This window comes from Pedobacter miscanthi, assembly GCF_003315595.1.
GTDB lineage: Bacteria > Bacteroidota > Bacteroidia > Sphingobacteriales > Sphingobacteriaceae > Pedobacter > Pedobacter miscanthi.
Genome location: NZ_QNQU01000019.1, coordinates 85,141 through 104,828 on the forward strand (window position 1 = coordinate 85,141; position 19,688 = coordinate 104,828).

Genomic DNA, 19,688 nt, shown 5'->3' on the forward strand with positions numbered 1-19,688 from the left:
GTTTATTTTATGCGGCCTTCCTCGTCGGTTACGCTGGTTTTGCGTTCGCGGGTACCTTTAATGCTGCTGCTGCCAAAAATGTAGTTTAAACTGAGCCGGTAAACCCTGGTTTCCTGTTTTTGGGTGAGGTTGTAATCTAAACCAGAAAGTGCACTGCTGATTCTTGCTTTTCTGGAATTGAGTACATCATTGGCAGCAAGTTTAACATTGAATTTTTTATCAAAAAATGATTTTTTAAGTCCTAAATCTATCCCATAATAAGGTTTAATGGCATAAGTGCCGTAAATCTGTGATGATGCATACTCGCCCGAAAGTTCTGCCGCGGTGGTTGGGCTAAGGGTAAAAGTGTGACTGCTGTTGAACATAAAATTCACTTTTTTCCTGTTGTAAACACCGTTACCTAAATTTTCGGTTTTGATTTGGTTGTAAGTGCTGGTAAGTGTATTGTCCATGCTCCAGAATTTCGTAACCGTGGTAGGGTAGCCAACCGTTAAATCATAAGCATATTGTTTATCAAGGTTTTTTACCGTTTGATAAAGCGTTTTTTTCTCGTTTTCCGGTAGTAATACATCAAGAATCAGGTTATTGGTAATGCTGTAACCCAGCGAAATGTTTAAAGCCTTTTTGTAATTGTATGAAAGTTGCAATGTATTGGTATACTGTGGGTTAAGAAAGGGATTGCCCTGACTAAAGGTATAGAGATCAACAAAATATACAAACGGGTTTAGCGATTTATAATCAGGACGGTCGATCCTTCTGTTATATGAAAAACCGATCTCACTATTCGGATTTAAGGTTTGATTAACACTAAAATTTGGGAAAAAGTCAAAATAACTGCGTTCCACGATCTTATTGTCGTTAATGGAATTTCCTTTGGAGTTGGTTTGTTCCATTCTTAAACCAATTTCAATACTGGTTGATTTAAATTCGTGTTTCAGGCTTCCGTAGGCTGCGTTGATGTTTTCGTCGTAAATAAAATGATTGCTTCTGCTTACATCGTTCTTCCAGTCTGTCCCGATCTGATTTTCGAACTGAAAATCGTTATCGGTACTTACCCAACTGCTTTTTAATCCCATATCTAATTTTGTACGGGCGCTCAACGGTATGGTATAGTCAATTTTTGCAGCCCTGATTTTGATAAAGGAAGGTGTGGCATTCCTGAAAATGGCCGGCGATTTATAATTTGCCCCGTTCTGATCGAAAAAGAAATTCTGGTAAAGTGTATTTTCTTCACTGTGGTACTTTGCATAATCGAGATCGATAGAAAGTTCCTGGCCAAGCGTATCGATTACACTTTTGTAATTCAGATTATAGGCCTGATTACGGTATTTGTTCTTTGCCGGGTTATCGGCAATGATCGAAGAATCTGTATCTGTAAAATTTTGTCCGATGGCTGTACCACCATTTGATGAATCGTGACCATTGTTAAAATAGCCTGTAGTTAAGAAACCAAGGGTATTGTTGTCATTAATAAAATAGTCGATTCCTGCCTTGTAATTGTTGTTATGCGTAGATCTTATCTGCGTATTGTACTGGTGGAAATAAGTATCCTGATCGCTGCCTTTTACAATCCTTAAAATATCGAGGTTTTCGCTTGCTTTGTTATTATTGTTCGCGAAGCTTCCAAAAATGTTCAGGTTTTTGTTGCGGTGGTTAATGGATATTCCTGCATCACTTTTAGAATTTTTCCCATAGCCGAAGCCTAAATCTATATTTCCATTGGTGCCATAATTAGCATTCTTTTTCAGCTTAAAGTTGATGATACCTGCATTGCCTTCGGCATCATATTTTGAAGATGGACTGGTAATAAATTCGATCGTTTTAATTTCGTTATCATTTAACGATCGCAGTCGCGTGGCCAGCTGTTCGGCTGATAAATATGTCGATTTTCCATCAATCAGTACATTTACGCCCGATTTTCCTTTAATGCTGATTACCCCGTCCTGATTGACAGATACCCCCGGCATTTTAGATAATATTTCGAGAGCGGTATTTCCGGTTGAAACAATGCTGTTTTCAACATTCATTACCGTTTTATCGTTATGGCGTTCGATTAGTGCCTTACGACCGGCTATTACGACACTTTCTAATTCGTTTACCTCCTGATTGAGGTTAAAGCTTAAATCCATTTGGGTTTTGCCGGCAATTGGCTCAAAAATTTCTTCAACTGTTTTATAACCCACTGCCTTAACCACAACTTTGAATTTACCCGTTGGGAAGTTTTCTAATACATAGTGGCCATCCTGATTGGTAGTAACAAATTTAAAAAATGTAGTATCTGCCTGGCTTGTAAATTTAAGATTGGCAGAAACCCTGATGCCGTTTTTGGTGATTACGCTACCGCTAATGCGGATTTTTGTTGTCTGTGCAAAAACTACATTTAAAAATAATAGAGAGAACAGAAAATTTAGTGAGAATATTTTCATTGTTAATTAGGGAGCTGATGATTAGTTTTTCCTTTATCTGATTAGGAATTAGAACGAAACTAAGTCATTAGGTGCGTTAAGTGCTGATTTTTAACAATGTTTAACCCAATTAACATATTTTTACATTCTATGGTTTAGTCGTTCATTGGTCATTTGTTTATTGGTGTTGGGCAGAATGGCTATTGTTTTGCGCTACCACCATTTAGAGTTTGAATTTATTTCATAAAAGTCAATATTAATGACGTATATAATTGATTTTTTGCCCTGCAGCTCATTCTTGTTTCGGCTCGCCGCCGCCGAAGGGCTCCTTCTTTTTGGCGTCAAAAAGAACCAAAAAACGCCGGCTGAAAATTTTTCTTTGGAAGCAAGTAAGTTGGCTTTGTCGGTGGAGCCCGAAAAATTTATTAGGCCGGAATTAAGGAGAACGGTGAGGTAGTGCTTTGGCCTAGCTGGACGGAAATGCAGGCAACCAATAAGGCGCTTATTATTAATAGATTACTAAATAATGTCAATGGTTGCGGAGTGCACAATGTAGTCGAAAACCACGTAATAGCTTAGAGAAGCTAAATCTGTCTCTTAGTAAATCTTCTCCGCTTCACTGCGTTCCAGTCGGACGAACTTTTTTAAATGTGTTGATTTTAGTGAGAGTCGAATAGTCCGTGCCTACTGTGTTTCCGTGGCAAAAATAGAGAGGTCTTAGCGAGACCCTAGGACCAGAGTGAGACTAGATTTAGCATTTTCTCGCAAATAGACCCTGAAATAAATTCAGGGTGACGGCTGCTGTTGTTAGTGTAACAAAAAAGTCGTGGCATTATACCACGACTTTCATTTATATAACAGTGAGGGGAAAACCTTCAACCCTCTACCTTCCAACTTCAGCCTTATCCCAATTTCTCAAGCTCCGATTTTACAAAACCAGCAAGTTCTTTCACATATTCTGCGCTGAAATCAAATTTGATTCCTGCGGTTTCATATATTTCATTCATTGGTTTAGTGTAACCCAAAGAAAGTGCTGCTAGGTATTGATCCAATGCTTTTTCAGGATTTTCTTTATAGTTTTTCCAAACGGCAATGGCGCCTAATTGAGCAATGGCATATTCGATATAATAAAAAGGAACTTCGAACAGGTGCAGTTGTTTCTGCCATCCGTTACCAAATTGCTGTTCCAGATCTGTCCAGTCGGCAAAACCTGCACCAAAACGGTTATAAATCTGTTTAAAAGTTTCTTCACGATCGGCTGCAGTATGCGTAGGGTTGGTGTAAATCCAGTGTTGAAACTGATCAATTACTGCAACCCATGGCAAAGTTTTTAAAACATCTGCCAACTGCTCTTTTTTAGCACGGTTTAAATCTTCCTCATTGTCGAAATATACATCCCATTTATCCATAGAGATCAATTCCATACTCATCGAGGCCAGTTCGGCTACTTCAGAAGGGCAGTGTTTAAAATCGTTGAGTTCTAAGCCGGCCGTTAAAAAAGTATGGATGGCATGTCCGCCTTCATGCACCATGGTGGTTAAATCGCGCAGCGAATTTGCCGAGTTCATAAAAATAAATGGTGCTCCTGTTTCGGCCAAAGGGTAGTTGTAACCGCCCGGCGCCTTACCTTTTCTGCTTTCTACATCAAAAAGGTTGTTGGCTTTCATAGTGGCAAGTTTTTCGCCCAGTTTTTCATCTATTGCATTAAAGCAGGCAATACTTTTATCAATCAGTTCTTCACCATTGTTGAAAGGTTTTAAAGCTGGTTTGCCACTAATGCTTACTTCCAGATCCCAGGGTTTTAACACTTCTAAACTCAAAGCTTCGCGGCGTTTTTCGGCCTGTTCTTTTAAAATCGGAACAATTTCCTTTTCAATCGCATTGGCAAAATCATAACAATCCTGTGCAGTATAATCGAAACGTCCCAAAGCCTGGAACATGTAATCTCGGTAATTTTCGAAACCTGCATTTAGCGCCACCTGGGTACGCAGTTTAATCAGTTCATCGAATAAGATATTTAAATCGTCCTTATCAACCAAACGGCGTTGTTGAATGGTTTTCCAGGCGTTTTCACGTACCTCGCGATTTAAATCCTTAACAAAGACCGAAGCCTGCTCCAAAGTATATTCCTGGCCGTTAATTTCTACACTCATCGCACCTGTAGTGCTTTGGTATTTCTGTTGTTTTACCTGCAGTTCGGTGAAAAGTTCAATATTTTCATCACGGTAAAGTTCTAAAGCTTTTTTAATGGCACGACTATAAACGAAATATTTTTCTTTGTCGAGATCCTCCATAAACGGACTTTCTACAAATTTTTTATTCAGCTCGTTGGCCAGAGGAGAAATTTTTGGTTCTATCTCCGTGGCGAAATACTGAAAATTCTTAACCAGCTCTTCATTTGCCGTATCGCAGCTCATTTTAATGTAGCGCCAGGCAAAATCTTCCTCCAAAGCGGCTTCCAGTTCAGAGCGGTCTTTTAACCATTGTTCTAATTCCGTTGTGCTGCTTATTTCGCGGTTCTGTAATTCAGTAAAAAGTGGTTCTAAATTTTCCCAGGTAATGGTTAATTCCTGTGGGATATATGTTCTGGGTTTCTTAGTTATCATTTTTGTAATTATTGAAGGATAGAATTATTGAATGATGTTTAATTATTGAATTAATGATTGAGTGAATGTTTGTCATTCTCCCATTCAAAACTCACTCATTCAATCATTATTATTTATGTCTCAAATAAGCGTCTAGCAAAAAACATACAGCAAATACCACCGATGCATAACCATTTAAGGTTTGAAAAGCCCTGTTTACCTTGCTGATGTCGTTCGGTTTAACCAATAGGTGCTGATAAATCAACATCGAACAGAAAAACACTATACCTACGTAATATACCCAGCTAAAAGATGTAAAGAACACAGGTAAAATTACACAGGTAGCCGATAATATATGCAACAGCACCGAAACATTTAAAGCATTTTTAATGCCAAGTGCCGATGGAATGGAATGTAATTGCTCTTCACGGTCAAATTCTTCGTCCTGTAAAGCGTAAATAATGTCGAATCCGCTCACCCAAAAAAGTACCGTTAACGAATATAAAACAGGCACCAATGCAAAATGTCCGGTAACTGCAATATAAGCACCGATGGGAGCAAGAGAAAGACCTAAACCCAATACCAGGTGACATAAGGCCGTAAATCTTTTAGTATAGCTATAAAATAAAACCACAAACAGTGCTACTGGCGATAAATAAAAACAAAGTGGGTTAATAAAGTATGTGGTAATGGCAAAAAGCACACAATTGATTATGACGAAAATTAATGCTTCGTTTGCCGAAACCTTGCCCGCCGGAATATCCCTCATTTTGGTACGTGGATTTTTGGCATCTATATTCCTGTCAAGATAGCGATTAAAGGCCATGGCCGAGTTACGGGCAAAAACCATACAGAGCAAAACCAGGATCAGTTTATACCACGAAAATGGATTTTCTGTTGTGGTTACACCCAAAAAAAAGCCAATCATGGCAAATGGAAGCGCAAAAACAGAGTGGGCGAATAATACGAGTGAAAAGTATTTTTTCATTTAATTAGAAAAGGTTAACTGTATAAATTGGTTAACTGGTAATTGTTTATCTGTGGTTAACTGGTAAATTGCTTTATTGCAGGATTGCTATATTGCTAACTGCAAATTGCCTACTGTAAACTGATTATAGTTAATTGTTTACCCTTCGACTACGCTCAGGGGGTAACTGTTTAGCTAAATTGTTTACTTGTAGGATTGTAAATTGTTTATTCATGGTTAACTGGTTAATTGTTTAAATCGGTTAATTGTATTGATTGGCTAATCGTTAAATACTTTCTGCACCATGTTATATACAACCAAACCATGAACTATCAAACCATTGACCAATAAACAAATGAACCAATTAAAACTTTTTATATTCTTTTGGTACTACAAAATCCTTATTTACTTCATAGATAAAGCTCAAAACCTCATCTTTTCCTACTGCTTTTTCGGCAGAAGTAATAAAGGTTGTAGGGATTTCCTCAAAAAATTCACCTAACTTTTTCTTAAACGCAGCAACATTTTTCTGGGTGGTGGTCATGCCCTGTTTATCTGCTTTGGTAAAAATTAATGAAAAGGGAATCTGTTTTTCGCCTAACCAGTAGCAAAACTCGATGTCAATTCCCTGTGGTTCTAAACGACTATCTATAAGCACAAAAACGCATTGTAAACTTTCCCTTTTGGTAATATAAGCGCGGATAAATTTTTCCCATTTCTCCCTGCTGGTTTTCGAAACTTTGGCATAACCATAACCGGGTAAATCGACAATGTACCAGGCTTCGTTAATTAAAAAATGGTTAATCAGCTGGGTTTTCCCCGGGCGCTGAGAGGTTTTTGCCAATCCATGCTGGTTAACCAACATATTGATCAGTGAAGATTTACCCACATTAGAGCGACCAATAAACGCATATTCGGGCATTAAAGGCGCCGGCAGTGCCGAGATCTGGGTGTTGCTGCAAACAAATGTTGCCGTTTTGATAATCATGGTACAAAGGTAGGGTTTTGAGTCCGAAGTCCGAAGTCGGAAGTCTGAAGTCTAAATTGATAATCTTTTCCGGATCTGATTTTTGACAATTGGCTGAATACTTTGAGCCAATACCTCGGACTTCGGACTAAAGACTCCCGACTTTTTCTCTATCTTTGCCACATATCATGAATCAGAATATCACTCCATACCAAGTAGAAGATGCAACTAAAAAAGAGCAGGTTGCAACCATGTTCAATAATATTTCGGGCACTTACGATTTTTTAAACCATTTCCTTTCTTTAGGCATTGATGTGTTGTGGCGTAAGAAAGCCATTAAGGAACTGGTTTCTATCCAACCACGGATTATGCTTGATGTGGCTACCGGAACGGGCGATTTCGCTTTTGAAGCCATTAAAAAACTTCATCCCGAAAAGGTAATCGGTGTAGATATTTCAGAAGGTATGCTCGAGGTGGCCAAAAAGAAAATCAACGAGCGTAACCTGAACGAAACTTTTACCGTACAGGTGGGCGATTCAGAAGGGCTGCATTTCGAGGATAATACTTTCGATGCCATTACCTGCGCCTATGGTGTCCGTAATTTCGAAAACCTGGAAAAAGGACTAACCGATATGTACCGGGTATTAAAACCAAATGGCAAAATGGTGATTTTGGAGTTCTCTAAACCAAGGGTATTTCCGGTTAAACAATTATACAGTTTCTATTTTAAACAGGTAACACCATTTTTTGGAAAACTGTTTTCTAAAGACCACAGGGCCTATACTTATCTGCCTGAGTCAGTAGCCGCTTTCCCTGATGGAGAAGATTTTACCAAACTGATGGAAAAAATCGGTTTCAAAAGTACCAAACAGCGAATTTTAACGTTTGGAATAAGTTCGATATACACAGGAACCAAATGATCAAAAAATTAAGCCTCATTTTTTCTTTCTTCGCTGTATCTGCAACTGCTTTTGCCCAAAACTGGGGTGGTGGTATAGATGACGAAGACTGGAGTTTTGGCTTTAATTTTCAATACATCTCTGCCGAATACAAAATCCTTAAAAAGCAGAACTGGCGCAGTCAGTTTTACGAGGTGCCAAATTCGTTAGAGGTTTCTTACGATCCAAATTCAGGCCTTCCGGTAACTTCAAAGTTAAATGCCATTTACAGTACAGCTTCGCAGGGTTTCGGCTTGGGTTTTGTAATGAACAGGATGATTTCTGATAACTTTGATATCAGGGCAACCCCTTCGCTTATTTTTAGTGATAGAACCGTAACTTACGAGTACGAGCCAATGGCGCCGATTAATCTAGGCAACGGGCAGACCAAAAATTTCCAGACGGTGGTTGAACGGAAAGTACAGGCCACGATGTTCGAATTTCCGTTGGGGATAAAAGTAAAATCGAACCGGTTAAACAATTTCAGGGTTTACTGGCTTGGCGGTGCAAAATACTCGATCGATATTGCTTCGAAGAAAAAAACTTTCGATGACGGTGAAAGTCCGGTAAACAAATTGTTAAAAAATCAGCGTAATTATCTTTCTTACGAAACAGGTATCGGCTTCGATATTTACTTCGAATATTTTAAAATGTCGCCCGAAATTAAGCTCTCGTATTCAAAAAATGATTTGTTGCAGCGCGACAATACCGTTTATGCCAATCCGATAGATAAGTTGAAATTACGTCAATTAACATTCAGTTTAATTTTTCAATAAGCTAACAATCCAAAAAAACTTACCTTTGTTGATGTGGGCAAATCCTAAAAGGTGTTAGCTTTGGTTTCCCGCAACTTAAAATTCATAAACATGTCTAAAATCGCATTAATTACAGGCGCAACTTCTGGTATTGGCGAAGCTTGTGCGCATACATTTGCCCAGCAAGGTTACAATCTTATATTATTGGCCCGCAGAGGAGACCGCTTAGCTAAAATTGCCCATCATCTGGAAGATAAATATGCCATCACCATTAAGCAGGTATTGGCTGATGTTCGCGATAAAGATAGCCTTAATGCCACTTTGGAAATTTTGCCCACCGAATGGAAAAAGGTTGATGTGCTGGTAAACAATGCAGGTTTGAGTCAGGGTTTAGATCCTATTGATAAAGGCGATACCAGCGATTGGGATACCATGATCGATACCAATGTAAAAGGCTTACTTTATATAACTAAAATTGTTTCTAACTGGATGATCCCAAACCAATCTGGTCATATCATCAACATCGGTTCTATTGCCGGTAAAGAAGTTTATCCAAACGGAAACGTATATTGTGCAAGTAAACATGCAGTAGATGCTTTAACCAAAGGCATGCGTATTGATTTGGTTAACCATAGTATAAAAGTTACTGCGATTAATCCGGGTATGGTAGAAACCGAATTTTCGGTGGTGCGTTTTAAAGGCGACGAAGAACGTGCAAAAAAGGTATACGAAAACTTTGAACCTTTAATTGCGGATGATATTGCAGATGCCATCTGGTACGTAGTAAGCAGACCGAAACATGTAAATATTAACGACATGCTGATTATGCCAACTGCACAGGCAACAGCAACGATTATAAATAAAGGTTAATTGTTTAATAAAGGGGTTAATTGTTTAAATTGTATAAACTGGTTAACTGTTTTGCGTTTGGCGACAAGCGTTTGGCGCGAACGAAGCGATTTGCTTTAACCATTTAACAATCCAGCAATTAAACAATTATGCCATTCAACAATTAACCCCCTGAGCGTAGTCGAAGGGTAAACAGTTAACCGATTAACCAATAAAAAATGATATCAAACACCATAGATCAGGAAATAAAAAAAGCCATGTTGGCTAAAGACCAGGCAACATTAAGAGGTTTAAGGGCAATAAAAGCGGCATTGCTTTTGGCGCGTACAGAAAAAGGTCATGCTGAAGAAATTACGGAAGAAGCTGAAACCAAAATCCTTCAGAAACTGATTAAACAGCGTCGCGAATCTGCTGATATATATAAACAACAGAACCGCGAAGACCTCGCTTTGATAGAAGAAGAAGAATTAGAAGTAATTGGTCAGTTTTTACCAAAACAGCTGGATAGGGCAGAGGTTACTGCAATTATTGAAGGTGTAATCAAACAATCCGGCGCCACATCGGTTAAGGATATGGGTAAGGTGATGGGGCTGGCAAATAAGGAACTGGCCGGTAAAGCCGACGGAAAATTAATTGCCGAGATTGTTAAAGAAAAACTGGCCTAAGCCAGGTAAAAGCTAGAGGGTTAAAAGGCTTAAGGCTAGTTTATCGCCAGTCGCTAAGCGCTCTGCGCATTACAAACGAGGTTTTTATACCGTTTTCGATTTTATTTCAGAAAAATGGCATAGAAATGCATAAATTTAATTTTACTCTACTAACTTAGTAGCACAATACCATCCAAAATATATATGACTTACCCGATAATAGAAGAAGACGGATTTAAATACATCGAAGCTGGAAAAGGCGAGACACTGGTATTGCTGCACGGCCTGATGGGCGAATTAAGCAACTGGGAACTTGTTATCGAGCATTTTAAAGATCGCTATCGTGTAATTATCCCGATTTTGCCCATTTACGATCTGCCTATTTTAACCCTTGGTGTAAAGGCCCTTTCGAGGTACCTGCACCGTTTTTTAAAATATAAAAATTTAAACCAGGTAGTGCTTGTGGGCAATTCGCTTGGTGGCCACGTGGGTCTGGTATTTACCGTTGCCCACCAGGAATTTGTAAAGGCACTGGTACTTACCGGAAGTTCCGGTTTATATGAAAATGCTTTTGGCGGTTCTTTCCCACGCAGGGAGAGTTACGATTATATCAAAGAAAAAGTAGAATTTACTTTTTACGATCCGGCAACGGCAACTAAAGAACTGGTTGATGATGTGTTTAAAACCGTTAACGACAGATCGAGGGTAATCAGGATATTAACCATGGCTAAATCGGCAATCCGACATAACATGGCTAAAGAATTATCAAAAATTACCATCCCCGTTTCACTGATCTGGGGAAAAAATGATAAAGTTACCCCGCCTGAAGTGGCAGAAGAATTTCACCAGTTATTACCGAATTCGGAACTAAACTGGGTGGATAAATGCGGACATGCACCTATGATGGAGCATCCCGAAATATTTAATACATTTTTAGATAAATTTTTAGATAGAATATTATTGAAGTAATGTTTGCTGCAGAAATCATATCAGATGCAATTCCATCATTAAGAACCGCTGACACGGTGCAGAAAGCTTTAGATCGTATGAACGATTTTAAATTAAAGCATCTGCCGGTTGTTAACGAGGCTACTTTGCTGGGTTTGGTATCCGAAGATGATTTGTTAAACATCCCTAACCACGATACGCTTTTAAGCGATGCTGCCGTAAACATACTTAATGTGTTTGTGCTCAATAACGCACATACCTATGATGCAATCAGGTTGTTGGGCCAGTTAAAACTTACTGCTATACCTGTTCTCGATCAGCAGAAAAATTACCTGGGTTTAATTTCTATCAATAACATGGTTGATGCCATTGCAGAACAATACGCTGTAAACGAACCCGGTGGTATTATTGTGCTCGAAATCAGTAACCGCGATAACTCACTTGCGCACATTGCCCAGATTGTGGAGGCCGATAATGCACAGGTACTCTCTTCTTATGTAAACGCTTTCGAAGATTCTACACGTTTAGAGGTAACGCTCAAAGTAAATAAAACAGAAATTACTTCATTGGTAGCTTCTTTCGAACGATATGATTATCTGGTAAAAGAAGTATACAATAACACACAAATTGATGATGGGTCGCAGGAGCGTTACGATTCTTTCATGAATTACTTAAATGTATAAACCTACTTTATGAGGATTGCAATTTACGGGAGAGATTTTAACGATACGGTTTTGCCTTATGTACAGGAGGTTTTCGATCACCTGGCCGAACACCAGATCCAGCCCGTTTTATATTCTAAATTTAAAACATCCCTTCACGGCAAAATAAAACTGCCTTCAAATACCATCATTTTTCATAACCACGCTGAGCTTAAAGATCACGCCGATGTACTATTGAGTTTAGGCGGGGATGGAACCTTGTTAGATACTTTGTCATTGATCCGTAACTCAGGCATTCCCGTAATCGGGATTAATTTTGGTCGTTTGGGTTTTCTGGCCAGTATCAATAAAAACGAAATCGGATCGGCATTAAAAGCCCTTAGCAAGGGAGAATATACCTTAGATTCGCGTTCACTTTTAACCTTAGAATCAGATAATGGTTTGTTTGGGGAAGAAAATTTTGCCCTGAACGATATTACCATCCACCGTCGCGATAATTCGGCCATGATGATTATCCACGCCTCCATGAACGATGAGTTTATCAATTCGTACTGGGCTGATGGATTGATTATTGCCACACCAACAGGTTCTACCGCTTACTCGTTAAGCTGCGGTGGCCCTATTATTTATCCCGACTCCAAAAACTTCGTCATTACCCCCATTGCACCGCATAATTTAAATGTGAGGCCGGTTGTAGTGCCTGATGGCCATAAACTTTCTTTTGAGGTGGAGGCCAGGGAATCGAAATTTCTTGTTTCCTGCGATAGCCGCACCGTAACCGTAGAGCGATCGGTAAAAATAAGTATCAAAAAAGCAGATTTTTGCATAAATCTTATCCGCCTTAACAATGAAACGTACTTAAACACGTTAAGGAATAAATTATTATGGGGCATTGATACCCGTAACTACTAAGTATGACGCCAAACAAACCACTATTGCTTATCCTCTTTCTCATCTTTAGCGGAGGGCTTGTGCGTGCTCAGCGGGAGCCGATTGGCGAACCCTCGTGGGAAGTTGGTTTAATGGCAGGTGGAGCGGGTTATATCGGCGACCTTAATCAGAACAATTATTTGAAAATTAGCGGCTTATCAGCCGGCGCTTATGTAAAGCGCAACTTTAACCAATACCTCGGCTTAAGGGTAAATTACACCTACGGTCAGGTAAAGGCCGACGATGCCAACTCCGATAATGAGCAGTTTCGCGAAAGGAACCTGCGTTTTAAAACTTCGCTTAATGAATTTAGCGGAATAGTTGATTTTAACTTTTTTAATTTTAACCTTGGTGGCGGAACCCGGCAGTTTACGCCATACCTGTTTGCAGGTGCGGGTTTGGTTATTTTTAAACCAACCGTAAAAATAGATGGTGATAGGTACCGTTTAGATCGTTTAGCTACCGAAGGACAGGAAAATGGCTATAAACATGTGGTTTTAACCATTCCTTATGGTTTAGGACTGCGTTATAACTACAAAGATACGTGGAGCGTTTTTACCGAACTGGGTTACAGAACGCCCTCTACCGATTATATTGACGATGTAAGCGGACGCTATCCGGCCAACCCTGTTTATGCCGGAAATGGCCAGAATCGGGTTAATTTATCCGATCCTTCGGTTAACCAGATCGGACAACCCAATACCCAAAGAGGCGATTTTCGAAAAAGGGACACTTATCTATTTGTTAGTGTTGGCATATCTTTTACCTTTGTATCCTCAAAATGCTATTCCTTTTAAGCTGATTTTGACATAATTAATGGGATTTAAAGAACAAATAGACTATAGCCGCCTGCCAAAGCACATTGCCGTAATCATGGATGGCAACGGAAGATGGGCAAAAGGCCAGGGCAAAGTGCGGGTTTTCGGACATGAGCAAGGTGTACTTTCGGTGAAAGACATTGTAGAAGGCTGTGTAGAAGTAGGTATAGAGTACCTCACCTTGTACGCATTTTCTACCGAAAACTGGAACCGGCCAAAAGAAGAAGTAGATGCTTTAATGCAGATCCTGATTTCTACCATCAACAAAGAAACTGAAACACTTAATAAAAATAACATTAAGCTTAATGCAATCGGCAATATTGCATCTTTACCACAGGAGTGTATAGATGATTTGAAAGAAGCCATGGCAAAAACGGCCCACAACGAAAAATGTACACTAACCCTGGCATTAAGTTATAGTGCAAAATGGGAAATAGTAGAGGCTGCCAAAAAAATTGCATCAGCCGTAAAAGATAATGCCCTATCGTTGGATGATATCGACGAAAACCTGTTTTCATCCAAGCTTACAACAGTAAATATACCCGATCCTGAGTTAATGATCAGGACAAGCGGCGAGCACCGGATCAGCAATTACCTGCTCTGGCAAATGGCTTATACCGAGTTTTATTTTACTGATGTTTTATGGCCGGATTTCAGACGTGAAGATCTTTTCGAGGCTATTGTAGACTATCAAAAACGCGAGCGCCGTTTTGGAAAAATTAGCGAACAATTAAACTAATTTTTCTTTTAACACTTTTTAACAAGCGTTTAAACTAACTTAGCACCACTTTTATACGATAAATGAACCATAGTAAGGGAAACACAACAGAGAAAATTTTGCTTTATAAAACCCTGTTACCCTATTGGCCATTACTGAACAAATAATTTTAATGAAAAAAATATTTCAAGTTTTAATTCTACTAGTTTTAGCCGCTCCGGCCTTCGCTCAAGTACGTCCACAAGGTCAGGCACCGGCAACCCCTTCTTTAAAGGTTGGTGGCTTAGATCTCGATTATTTTAGTCCGAAAGAATATATCATTGGTGGTACAACAGTAACAGGAACCCAATATTTAGATAAAGAAGTATTAATTACACTATCTAAATTAACCAAGGGCGATAAAATCGTTCTTCCTGGCGAAGCAACATCTGATGCGATTAAAACGCTTTGGGCGCAGGGATTGTTTGATGATGTGAAGCTTAATATCGAAAAATTTGTTCAGGATTCTGTTTATTTCGAAATAGAAGTGGTAGAACGTCCGCGTTTAAGCTCTATCGATTTAAAAGGCATCCGTAAATCAGAAAAAACTGCCATTCAGGAAAAACTGAATGATAAAACAGGTAAAATCGTAAACGATAACCTTTACAATACCACTTCGGCCATTGTTAAAAAGTACCTGTTGGATAAAGGTTTCTTCTTTACCAAAATTGATTACAAAACCCGTAAAGATCCGAATGCCGAAAACAGCGTAGTATTAGAGGCTTATATTGATAAAGGGCACCGCGTAAAAGTGCAGCACATCGATTTTACCGGAAATAAAGATTTTAAAGCAGCAAAACTCAGAAAATACCTTAAAAACCCTAAACAGTTTGCATGGTGGCGTTTCTGGGGTTCCGGAAAATTCTCAAAAGAGAAATACGAAGAGAACAAGGTAAAAATGATTGCAAAAATGCATGAAAAAGGTTACCGTGATGCCGAATTGCTGAAGGATACCATCTATCAGCACAACAGTAAAAAAGTGAACATCCGCATGGACCTTTTCGAAGGTAAAAAATATTACTTCGGTAATATTACCTGGGCAGGTAATGCCATTTACCCGGATAGTATTTTGCAAAAAGTATTAACCATCGAAAAAGGTGATGTGTTCAGCGAAGAAAGATTAAATAAAAAATTGAACGGTGGTGGTGAAAACGGTGGAGATATCAATAGTATGTATACCGATAACGGATACTTAACTTTTAACATCGATCCGGTACAGACCAAAATTTATGGCGATACGGTTGATGTGGAATTACGTATGTACGAAGGACCACAATATACCAACAACCGCATTACTTTAAAAGGGAATACCATTACCAATGATAAAGTAGTATTGCGTGAGATCCGTACTAAACCGGGACAGAAATTTAACAAAAGCGACCTGATCCGTACCATCCGTGAGATTGGCCAGTTGGGTAACTTCGATGAATCTAAAACAGTTCCTACACCACGCCCTAACCCGGCCGATGGTACTGTAGATATTGAATACGCTGTAGAGGAAAAACCTTCTGATCAGATTGAACTTTCAGGTGGTTTTGGTGGTGGCCGTATTATCGGTACATTAGGTTTAACCTTTAATAACTTCTCGTTACGTAACCTGTTTAATTTAAAAGCTTACAAACCTTTACCAAAAGGTGACGGACAGAAATTAAGTTTACGTGGACAAACCAATGGTAAATATTACCAGTCGTACAGTTTCTCATTCTCACAACCATGGTTCGGTGGCGAGAAACCGGTAAGTTTTGGTGTAAGTGCATTTACCTCTTTACAATCTAACGGATTGAGCAATGGCGATGCCCAGTTCCAGAAAATCCGTTTAAATGGTGTAACCGTAAGTTTGGGTAGAAGATTAAACTGGCCGGATAACTATTTTCAGTTAACGCACGCCGTGAGTTTACAACAGTATATCTTAAATAACTATACCGGTTATTTATTTAATACCGGTACTTCTTATAACTTAAACTTATCTCAGGAGATCAGCCGCGATTCGCGTGATTCGCCAATTTTCCCTAAATCAGGTTCGTTCTTACGTTTCACTATTCAGGCAACGCCTCCATACTCGTTGTTTAATAAAGTAAACTATGCAACAGCATCTGATAAACAGAAATACCGCTTTACCGAATACCACAAATGGAAATTCGATTCGCAATGGTACCAGCGCGTTGCCGGTAACCTGGTAATTAAAGCTCAGGCACAGTTTGGTTTCTTAGGTTCGTATAATAAAGCTGTGGGTCAGTCAGCCTTCGAACGTTTCAAACTGGGTGGTGATGGTATGCAGGGATTCGATTTCTTACAGGGATCGGAGTTGATCGCCATGCGTGGTTATGCAAACAATGCAGTTATTCCTAACGGTGCCGATCCAAGTGTTGCACAGCAATCAGGTAGCCCGATTTATACAAAATATGTAATTGAGGCGCGTTATCCGGTTATTTCAAGTCAGCAGGCTACCGCATTCGTTTTAGCTTTTGCTGAGGGTGGTAATACCTGGAACAGGTTTGGCGATTTTAATCCGTTTAACATCAGAAGATCAGCTGGTATTGGTGCAAGGATTTTCTTACCGATATTTGGTTTACTGGGTATTGATTACGGACATGCCTTTGATACCATCCCTGGTTTATCAGACGGAGGAAAGCAGAACTTTACTTTTAGTATCGCACAACAATTAGGTGGATTTTAATTGATAAAGAGTAAAAAATTAACTAATTATGCAATAAATCATCTTAAGATGAGTTTAAACAAAGCTTAGGTTATTAATTATCATTTAACACACACACACAAATGAAGAAATATCTTTTTATCGCATTTTTACTTTGCACTTCTATAGGCGCTTTTGCGCAGAAGTTTGCTTATGTAGACACAGAATATATTTTGAAACATTTGCCCGAATATAAGTCAGCATTAAGCCAGCTCGATGTAGCCTCAAAACAATGGCAGCAGCAGGTTGATCAGAATTTTTCTGAAATAGACAGGATGTACAAAGCTTATCAGGCCGATCAGGTTTTGTTAACCGACGATATGCGCAAACGCCGCGAAAACGAAATTATCGAAAAAGAAAAACAGGCAAAAGAATTCCAGCGTTCTAAATTTGGTCCCGATGGTGATCTTTTCCAAAGCAGGATCAAATTGATTAAACCTATTCAGGATAAAGTGGCCGAAGCCATTAAACAGATTGCAAAATCGAAATACCTGGATTTCATTTTCGACAAAAGCAGCGAAGCAACCATGATGATTTATGCAAGCAGCAGTTACGATGTTAGTAATGATGTAATTGTAAAATTAGGTTACAAACCGGGGACTGTAAATAATTAGTATATTCGCCCGGTATTTTTAGAAAAAACAATTAGAAAAAAATAAAAAAAGTAAAATAGAACGATGAGAAAGTTAATTAACGTATTCTTTGTAGCAGCAGGTTTATTGTTTACAGCGAATATGGCAAGTGCACAACAAAAATTGGGTCACATTAATTCTGAAGAGGTATTCGCAAATTTACCAGAGGCTAAAGCAGCTCAAACAACTTTAGAGACCTTAGGTAAACAAAAACAAGCTGATATTGATGCTATGATCAAAGAATATCAGACTAAACTGGCAGCTGCTCAGGCCAAAGAAAAAACCTTGAGCGAAGCTAACAAAGAAACTGTAGGTAAAGAGTTACAGGTTGCTGGTCAGGAATTACAGGATTTAGAAAAACGTATCACTGATGCACGTACCAAAGCTTCGCAGGATATAGGTACTAAACAAGGCGAATTGTTTCAACCTATCCAGGCTAAAGTTGCAACTGCAATTTCAGCTGTAGCTAAAGAAAAAGGTTTAGCTTATGTTTTCGACATCGCAAACGGACAAGGTGGTAACAACTTAGTTTTCTGGGATGGTGGTGATGACATTACTGCTTCAGTTAAAACTAAATTAGGCATCACTGCAACTGCTGCAAAACCAGCTGCACCTAAGAAATAAGTTTTAGTCTATAGTCTTGAGTCCTAAGTCTCAAGTCAATGAAATACGATATAGCGGAATTAAGTTTAACTTAGTTCCGCTTTTTTGTTTTCGGAGGGTTTTAATTTTGTAAGGTTTAAAGGTTGGAAGGTTTTAAGGTACACTAAGACATTCCAACTTTGCAACATTCTAACATTTCAACTAATACTAAACCTTCCAACTGGGATTGCAACTTCACAACATTCCAACTAACTTTACAGCATTCCAACTTTACAACAGCACGCATGCAACACTCTTCTCCCATTGGTATTTTCGATTCAGGTTATGGCGGTTTAACGGTTTTCCGTTCTATTGTCGATAAACTGCCCGGTTATGATTATATTTATTTAGGAGATAATGCCCGTTCGCCCTATGGTGATCATTCATTCGATACCATTTATAAATATACTTTAGAGTGTGTAGAATGGCTTTTTGCCAAAGGGTGTCAATTGGTTATCCTCGCCTGCAATACGGCCTCTGCAAAGGCTTTGAGAACGATCCAGCAGAAAGATCTTCCGGCTAAGTATCCTGATAGGAGAGTGCTTGGTGTAATCAGGCCTACGGCCGAAGTAATCGATAGCTATACTCAAAGTAAACAGGTTGGTGTAATGGGGACCAGGGGTACGGTTAATTCGCAATCTTACCTGTTAGAAATCAATAAATTTTTTCCTGAAATCAAAGTTTATCAGCAAAGCTGCCCCATGTGGGTTCCGTTGATTGAGAACAATGAACACCTTCAATCAGGAGCCGATTTCTTCATCAAGGAATATTGCGATCAGTTATTGAATCAATCAGATGAAATCGACTGTGTGTTATTGGCCTGTACGCACTACCCTTTGTTAATGCCCAAACTGAAAAAGGTATTTCCCGATCATATCAACGTTTTAACACAGGGTGAGATCGTAGCCAATAGTTTGGTAGACTATTTGGAAAGGCATCCGGAGATCGAAGAACAACTAGCTAAACATGGACAAAGAGAATTCTATACCAGTGGCGATCCGAAAGCCTTTGATGAACATGCATCGATATTTTTTGGCGAAGCACTGAAATCAGGGAAAATGTAGTTTGTTGGTTAACTGGTTAATTGTTTACCCTTCGACTAGGCTCAGGGGGGTAATTGAGCACGGAGGTGAGTTGTTAGATTGCTAAATTGTGTGATTGTTTTATTATTGAGAAAGGTTAATCGGTTAACTGTTTACCCTTCGACTACGCTCAGGGGGTTAACTGATTGTGGAGGTTAGTTGTTAGATTGCTAAATTGTTAAGTGTAAACTGCAAAATGCAAAATGCCAACTGCCAACTGAACTGTTTTATTGATATCAATAAGTCTCCGCTAACCGCCACCCGCCCTACGCCGAACATCATCCGAAACTCATGATTTGGCGCTGCGCATAGTGGGAAAGTTTCATGAACCATAGATTCTGTGCTCCCAATGGAAGGAAAGTTTTTACATCATTTACTCCATTCAAGTAGCTAGCCTACCAAAGACTGTAAA

At 39.1% G+C, this 19,688-nt stretch carries 17 protein-coding genes; 13 read left to right on the plus strand and 4 right to left on the minus strand.

What is annotated here, in order from left to right; all coding sequences use genetic code 11:
* Window positions 1–2: 2 nt before the first annotated feature.
* From DRW42_RS20160 to yihA, 4 genes are all read right to left on the minus strand, one after another.
* Entirely contained in the window at window positions 3–2,426 is a 2,424-nt protein-coding gene (locus DRW42_RS20160) for a TonB-dependent receptor (protein WP_113950635.1), read from the minus strand.
* Between the two features lie 881 nt (window positions 2,427–3,307).
* Window positions 3,308–5,011 (minus strand): M3 family oligoendopeptidase, encoded by a 1,704-nt coding sequence (locus tag DRW42_RS20170; protein WP_113950637.1) that lies wholly within the window; start codon window positions 5,009–5,011, stop codon window positions 3,308–3,310.
* Between the two features lie 109 nt (window positions 5,012–5,120).
* Window positions 5,121–5,978 carry a UbiA-like polyprenyltransferase gene (locus tag DRW42_RS20175; RefSeq protein WP_113950638.1) on the minus strand — a complete coding sequence of 286 codons (858 nt, stop codon included), beginning with the start codon at window positions 5,976–5,978 and terminating at the stop codon, window positions 5,121–5,123.
* A 343-nt stretch (window positions 5,979–6,321) separates the two neighbouring features.
* The gene (yihA, locus tag DRW42_RS20180; RefSeq protein WP_113950639.1) at window positions 6,322–6,945 is read right to left on the minus strand and encodes a ribosome biogenesis GTP-binding protein YihA/YsxC; all 624 of its coding nucleotides are present in this window, start codon (window positions 6,943–6,945) and stop codon (window positions 6,322–6,324) included.
* A gap of 167 nt (window positions 6,946–7,112) precedes the next feature.
* Between yihA and ubiE the strand changes: the two genes are divergently transcribed.
* The 13 genes from ubiE (at window position 7,113) to murI (ending at window position 19,258) form a co-directional block, all read left to right on the plus strand.
* Entirely contained in the window at window positions 7,113–7,844 is a 732-nt protein-coding gene (ubiE, locus tag DRW42_RS20185; RefSeq protein ID WP_208643601.1) for a bifunctional demethylmenaquinone methyltransferase/2-methoxy-6-polyprenyl-1,4-benzoquinol methylase UbiE, read from the plus strand.
* Window positions 7,841–8,638 carry a type IX secretion/gliding motility protein PorT/SprT gene (porT, locus tag DRW42_RS20190; RefSeq protein ID WP_113950640.1) on the plus strand — a complete coding sequence of 266 codons (798 nt, stop codon included), beginning with the start codon at window positions 7,841–7,843 and terminating at the stop codon, window positions 8,636–8,638. The genes ubiE and porT overlap by 4 nt, the downstream gene beginning before the upstream one ends.
* A gap of 90 nt (window positions 8,639–8,728) precedes the next feature.
* The gene (locus tag DRW42_RS20195; RefSeq protein WP_113950641.1) at window positions 8,729–9,487 is read left to right on the plus strand and encodes an SDR family NAD(P)-dependent oxidoreductase; all 759 of its coding nucleotides are present in this window, start codon (window positions 8,729–8,731) and stop codon (window positions 9,485–9,487) included.
* 197 nt (window positions 9,488–9,684) lie between these two features.
* Window positions 9,685–10,131, plus strand: coding sequence for a GatB/YqeY domain-containing protein (locus DRW42_RS20200; protein WP_113950642.1), 447 nt, complete (start codon window positions 9,685–9,687; stop codon window positions 10,129–10,131).
* A 183-nt stretch (window positions 10,132–10,314) separates the two neighbouring features.
* Complete coding sequence (locus DRW42_RS20205; RefSeq protein WP_113950643.1) at window positions 10,315–11,079, plus strand: alpha/beta fold hydrolase; 765 nt, start codon at window positions 10,315–10,317, stop codon at window positions 11,077–11,079.
* A complete protein-coding gene (locus DRW42_RS20210; RefSeq protein WP_113950644.1) occupies window positions 11,079–11,741 on the plus strand; it encodes a CBS domain-containing protein in 663 nt (220 codons plus the stop codon). The genes DRW42_RS20205 and DRW42_RS20210 overlap by 1 nt, the downstream gene beginning before the upstream one ends.
* Window positions 11,742–11,750: 9 nt before the next feature.
* Window positions 11,751–12,632, plus strand: coding sequence for an NAD kinase (locus tag DRW42_RS20215; protein ID WP_113950645.1), 882 nt, complete (start codon window positions 11,751–11,753; stop codon window positions 12,630–12,632).
* A gap of 2 nt (window positions 12,633–12,634) precedes the next feature.
* A complete protein-coding gene (porG, locus tag DRW42_RS20220; RefSeq protein WP_113950646.1) occupies window positions 12,635–13,447 on the plus strand; it encodes a type IX secretion system protein PorG in 813 nt (270 codons plus the stop codon).
* A gap of 19 nt (window positions 13,448–13,466) precedes the next feature.
* A complete protein-coding gene (locus DRW42_RS20225; RefSeq protein WP_113950647.1) occupies window positions 13,467–14,207 on the plus strand; it encodes an isoprenyl transferase in 741 nt (246 codons plus the stop codon).
* 151 nt (window positions 14,208–14,358) lie between these two features.
* The gene (bamA, locus tag DRW42_RS20230; RefSeq protein WP_113950681.1) at window positions 14,359–16,902 is read left to right on the plus strand and encodes an outer membrane protein assembly factor BamA; all 2,544 of its coding nucleotides are present in this window, start codon (window positions 14,359–14,361) and stop codon (window positions 16,900–16,902) included.
* A 101-nt stretch (window positions 16,903–17,003) separates the two neighbouring features.
* On the plus strand, window positions 17,004–17,534 hold the full coding sequence (locus tag DRW42_RS20235; protein ID WP_113950648.1) for an OmpH/Skp family outer membrane protein: 531 nt from the start codon (window positions 17,004–17,006) through the stop codon (window positions 17,532–17,534).
* A gap of 63 nt (window positions 17,535–17,597) precedes the next feature.
* The gene (locus DRW42_RS20240) at window positions 17,598–18,176 is read left to right on the plus strand and encodes an OmpH/Skp family outer membrane protein (RefSeq protein ID WP_113950649.1); all 579 of its coding nucleotides are present in this window, start codon (window positions 17,598–17,600) and stop codon (window positions 18,174–18,176) included.
* Window positions 18,177–18,439: 263 nt separating this feature from the next.
* Window positions 18,440–19,258 (plus strand): glutamate racemase, encoded by an 819-nt coding sequence (gene murI, locus DRW42_RS20245; RefSeq protein WP_113950650.1) that lies wholly within the window; start codon window positions 18,440–18,442, stop codon window positions 19,256–19,258.
* Window positions 19,259–19,688 lie beyond the last annotated feature (430 nt).

Coding starts and splice junctions, on each gene's coding strand:
- porT (WP_113950640.1), top strand. CDS start 7,841: ATGATCAAAAAATTAAGCCTCATTTTTTCTTTCTTCGCTGTATCTGCA.
- yihA (WP_113950639.1), bottom strand. CDS start 6,945: ATGATTATCAAAACGGCAACATTTGTTTGCAGCAACACCCAGATCTCG.
- bamA (WP_113950681.1), top strand. CDS start 14,359: ATGAAAAAAATATTTCAAGTTTTAATTCTACTAGTTTTAGCCGCTCCG.
- DRW42_RS20160 (WP_113950635.1), bottom strand. CDS start 2,426: ATGAAAATATTCTCACTAAATTTTCTGTTCTCTCTATTATTTTTAAAT.
- DRW42_RS20215 (WP_113950645.1), top strand. CDS start 11,751: ATGAGGATTGCAATTTACGGGAGAGATTTTAACGATACGGTTTTGCCT.
- murI (WP_113950650.1), top strand. CDS start 18,440: ATGCAACACTCTTCTCCCATTGGTATTTTCGATTCAGGTTATGGCGGT.
- DRW42_RS20205 (WP_113950643.1), top strand. CDS start 10,315: ATGACTTACCCGATAATAGAAGAAGACGGATTTAAATACATCGAAGCT.
- porG (WP_113950646.1), top strand. CDS start 12,635: ATGACGCCAAACAAACCACTATTGCTTATCCTCTTTCTCATCTTTAGC.
- DRW42_RS20175 (WP_113950638.1), bottom strand. CDS start 5,978: ATGAAAAAATACTTTTCACTCGTATTATTCGCCCACTCTGTTTTTGCG.
- DRW42_RS20235 (WP_113950648.1), top strand. CDS start 17,004: ATGAAGAAATATCTTTTTATCGCATTTTTACTTTGCACTTCTATAGGC.
- DRW42_RS20170 (WP_113950637.1), bottom strand. CDS start 5,011: ATGATAACTAAGAAACCCAGAACATATATCCCACAGGAATTAACCATT.
- DRW42_RS20195 (WP_113950641.1), top strand. CDS start 8,729: ATGTCTAAAATCGCATTAATTACAGGCGCAACTTCTGGTATTGGCGAA.
- ubiE (WP_208643601.1), top strand. CDS start 7,113: ATGAATCAGAATATCACTCCATACCAAGTAGAAGATGCAACTAAAAAA.
- DRW42_RS20200 (WP_113950642.1), top strand. CDS start 9,685: ATGATATCAAACACCATAGATCAGGAAATAAAAAAAGCCATGTTGGCT.
- DRW42_RS20225 (WP_113950647.1), top strand. CDS start 13,467: ATGGGATTTAAAGAACAAATAGACTATAGCCGCCTGCCAAAGCACATT.
- DRW42_RS20240 (WP_113950649.1), top strand. CDS start 17,598: ATGAGAAAGTTAATTAACGTATTCTTTGTAGCAGCAGGTTTATTGTTT.
- DRW42_RS20210 (WP_113950644.1), top strand. CDS start 11,079: ATGTTTGCTGCAGAAATCATATCAGATGCAATTCCATCATTAAGAACC.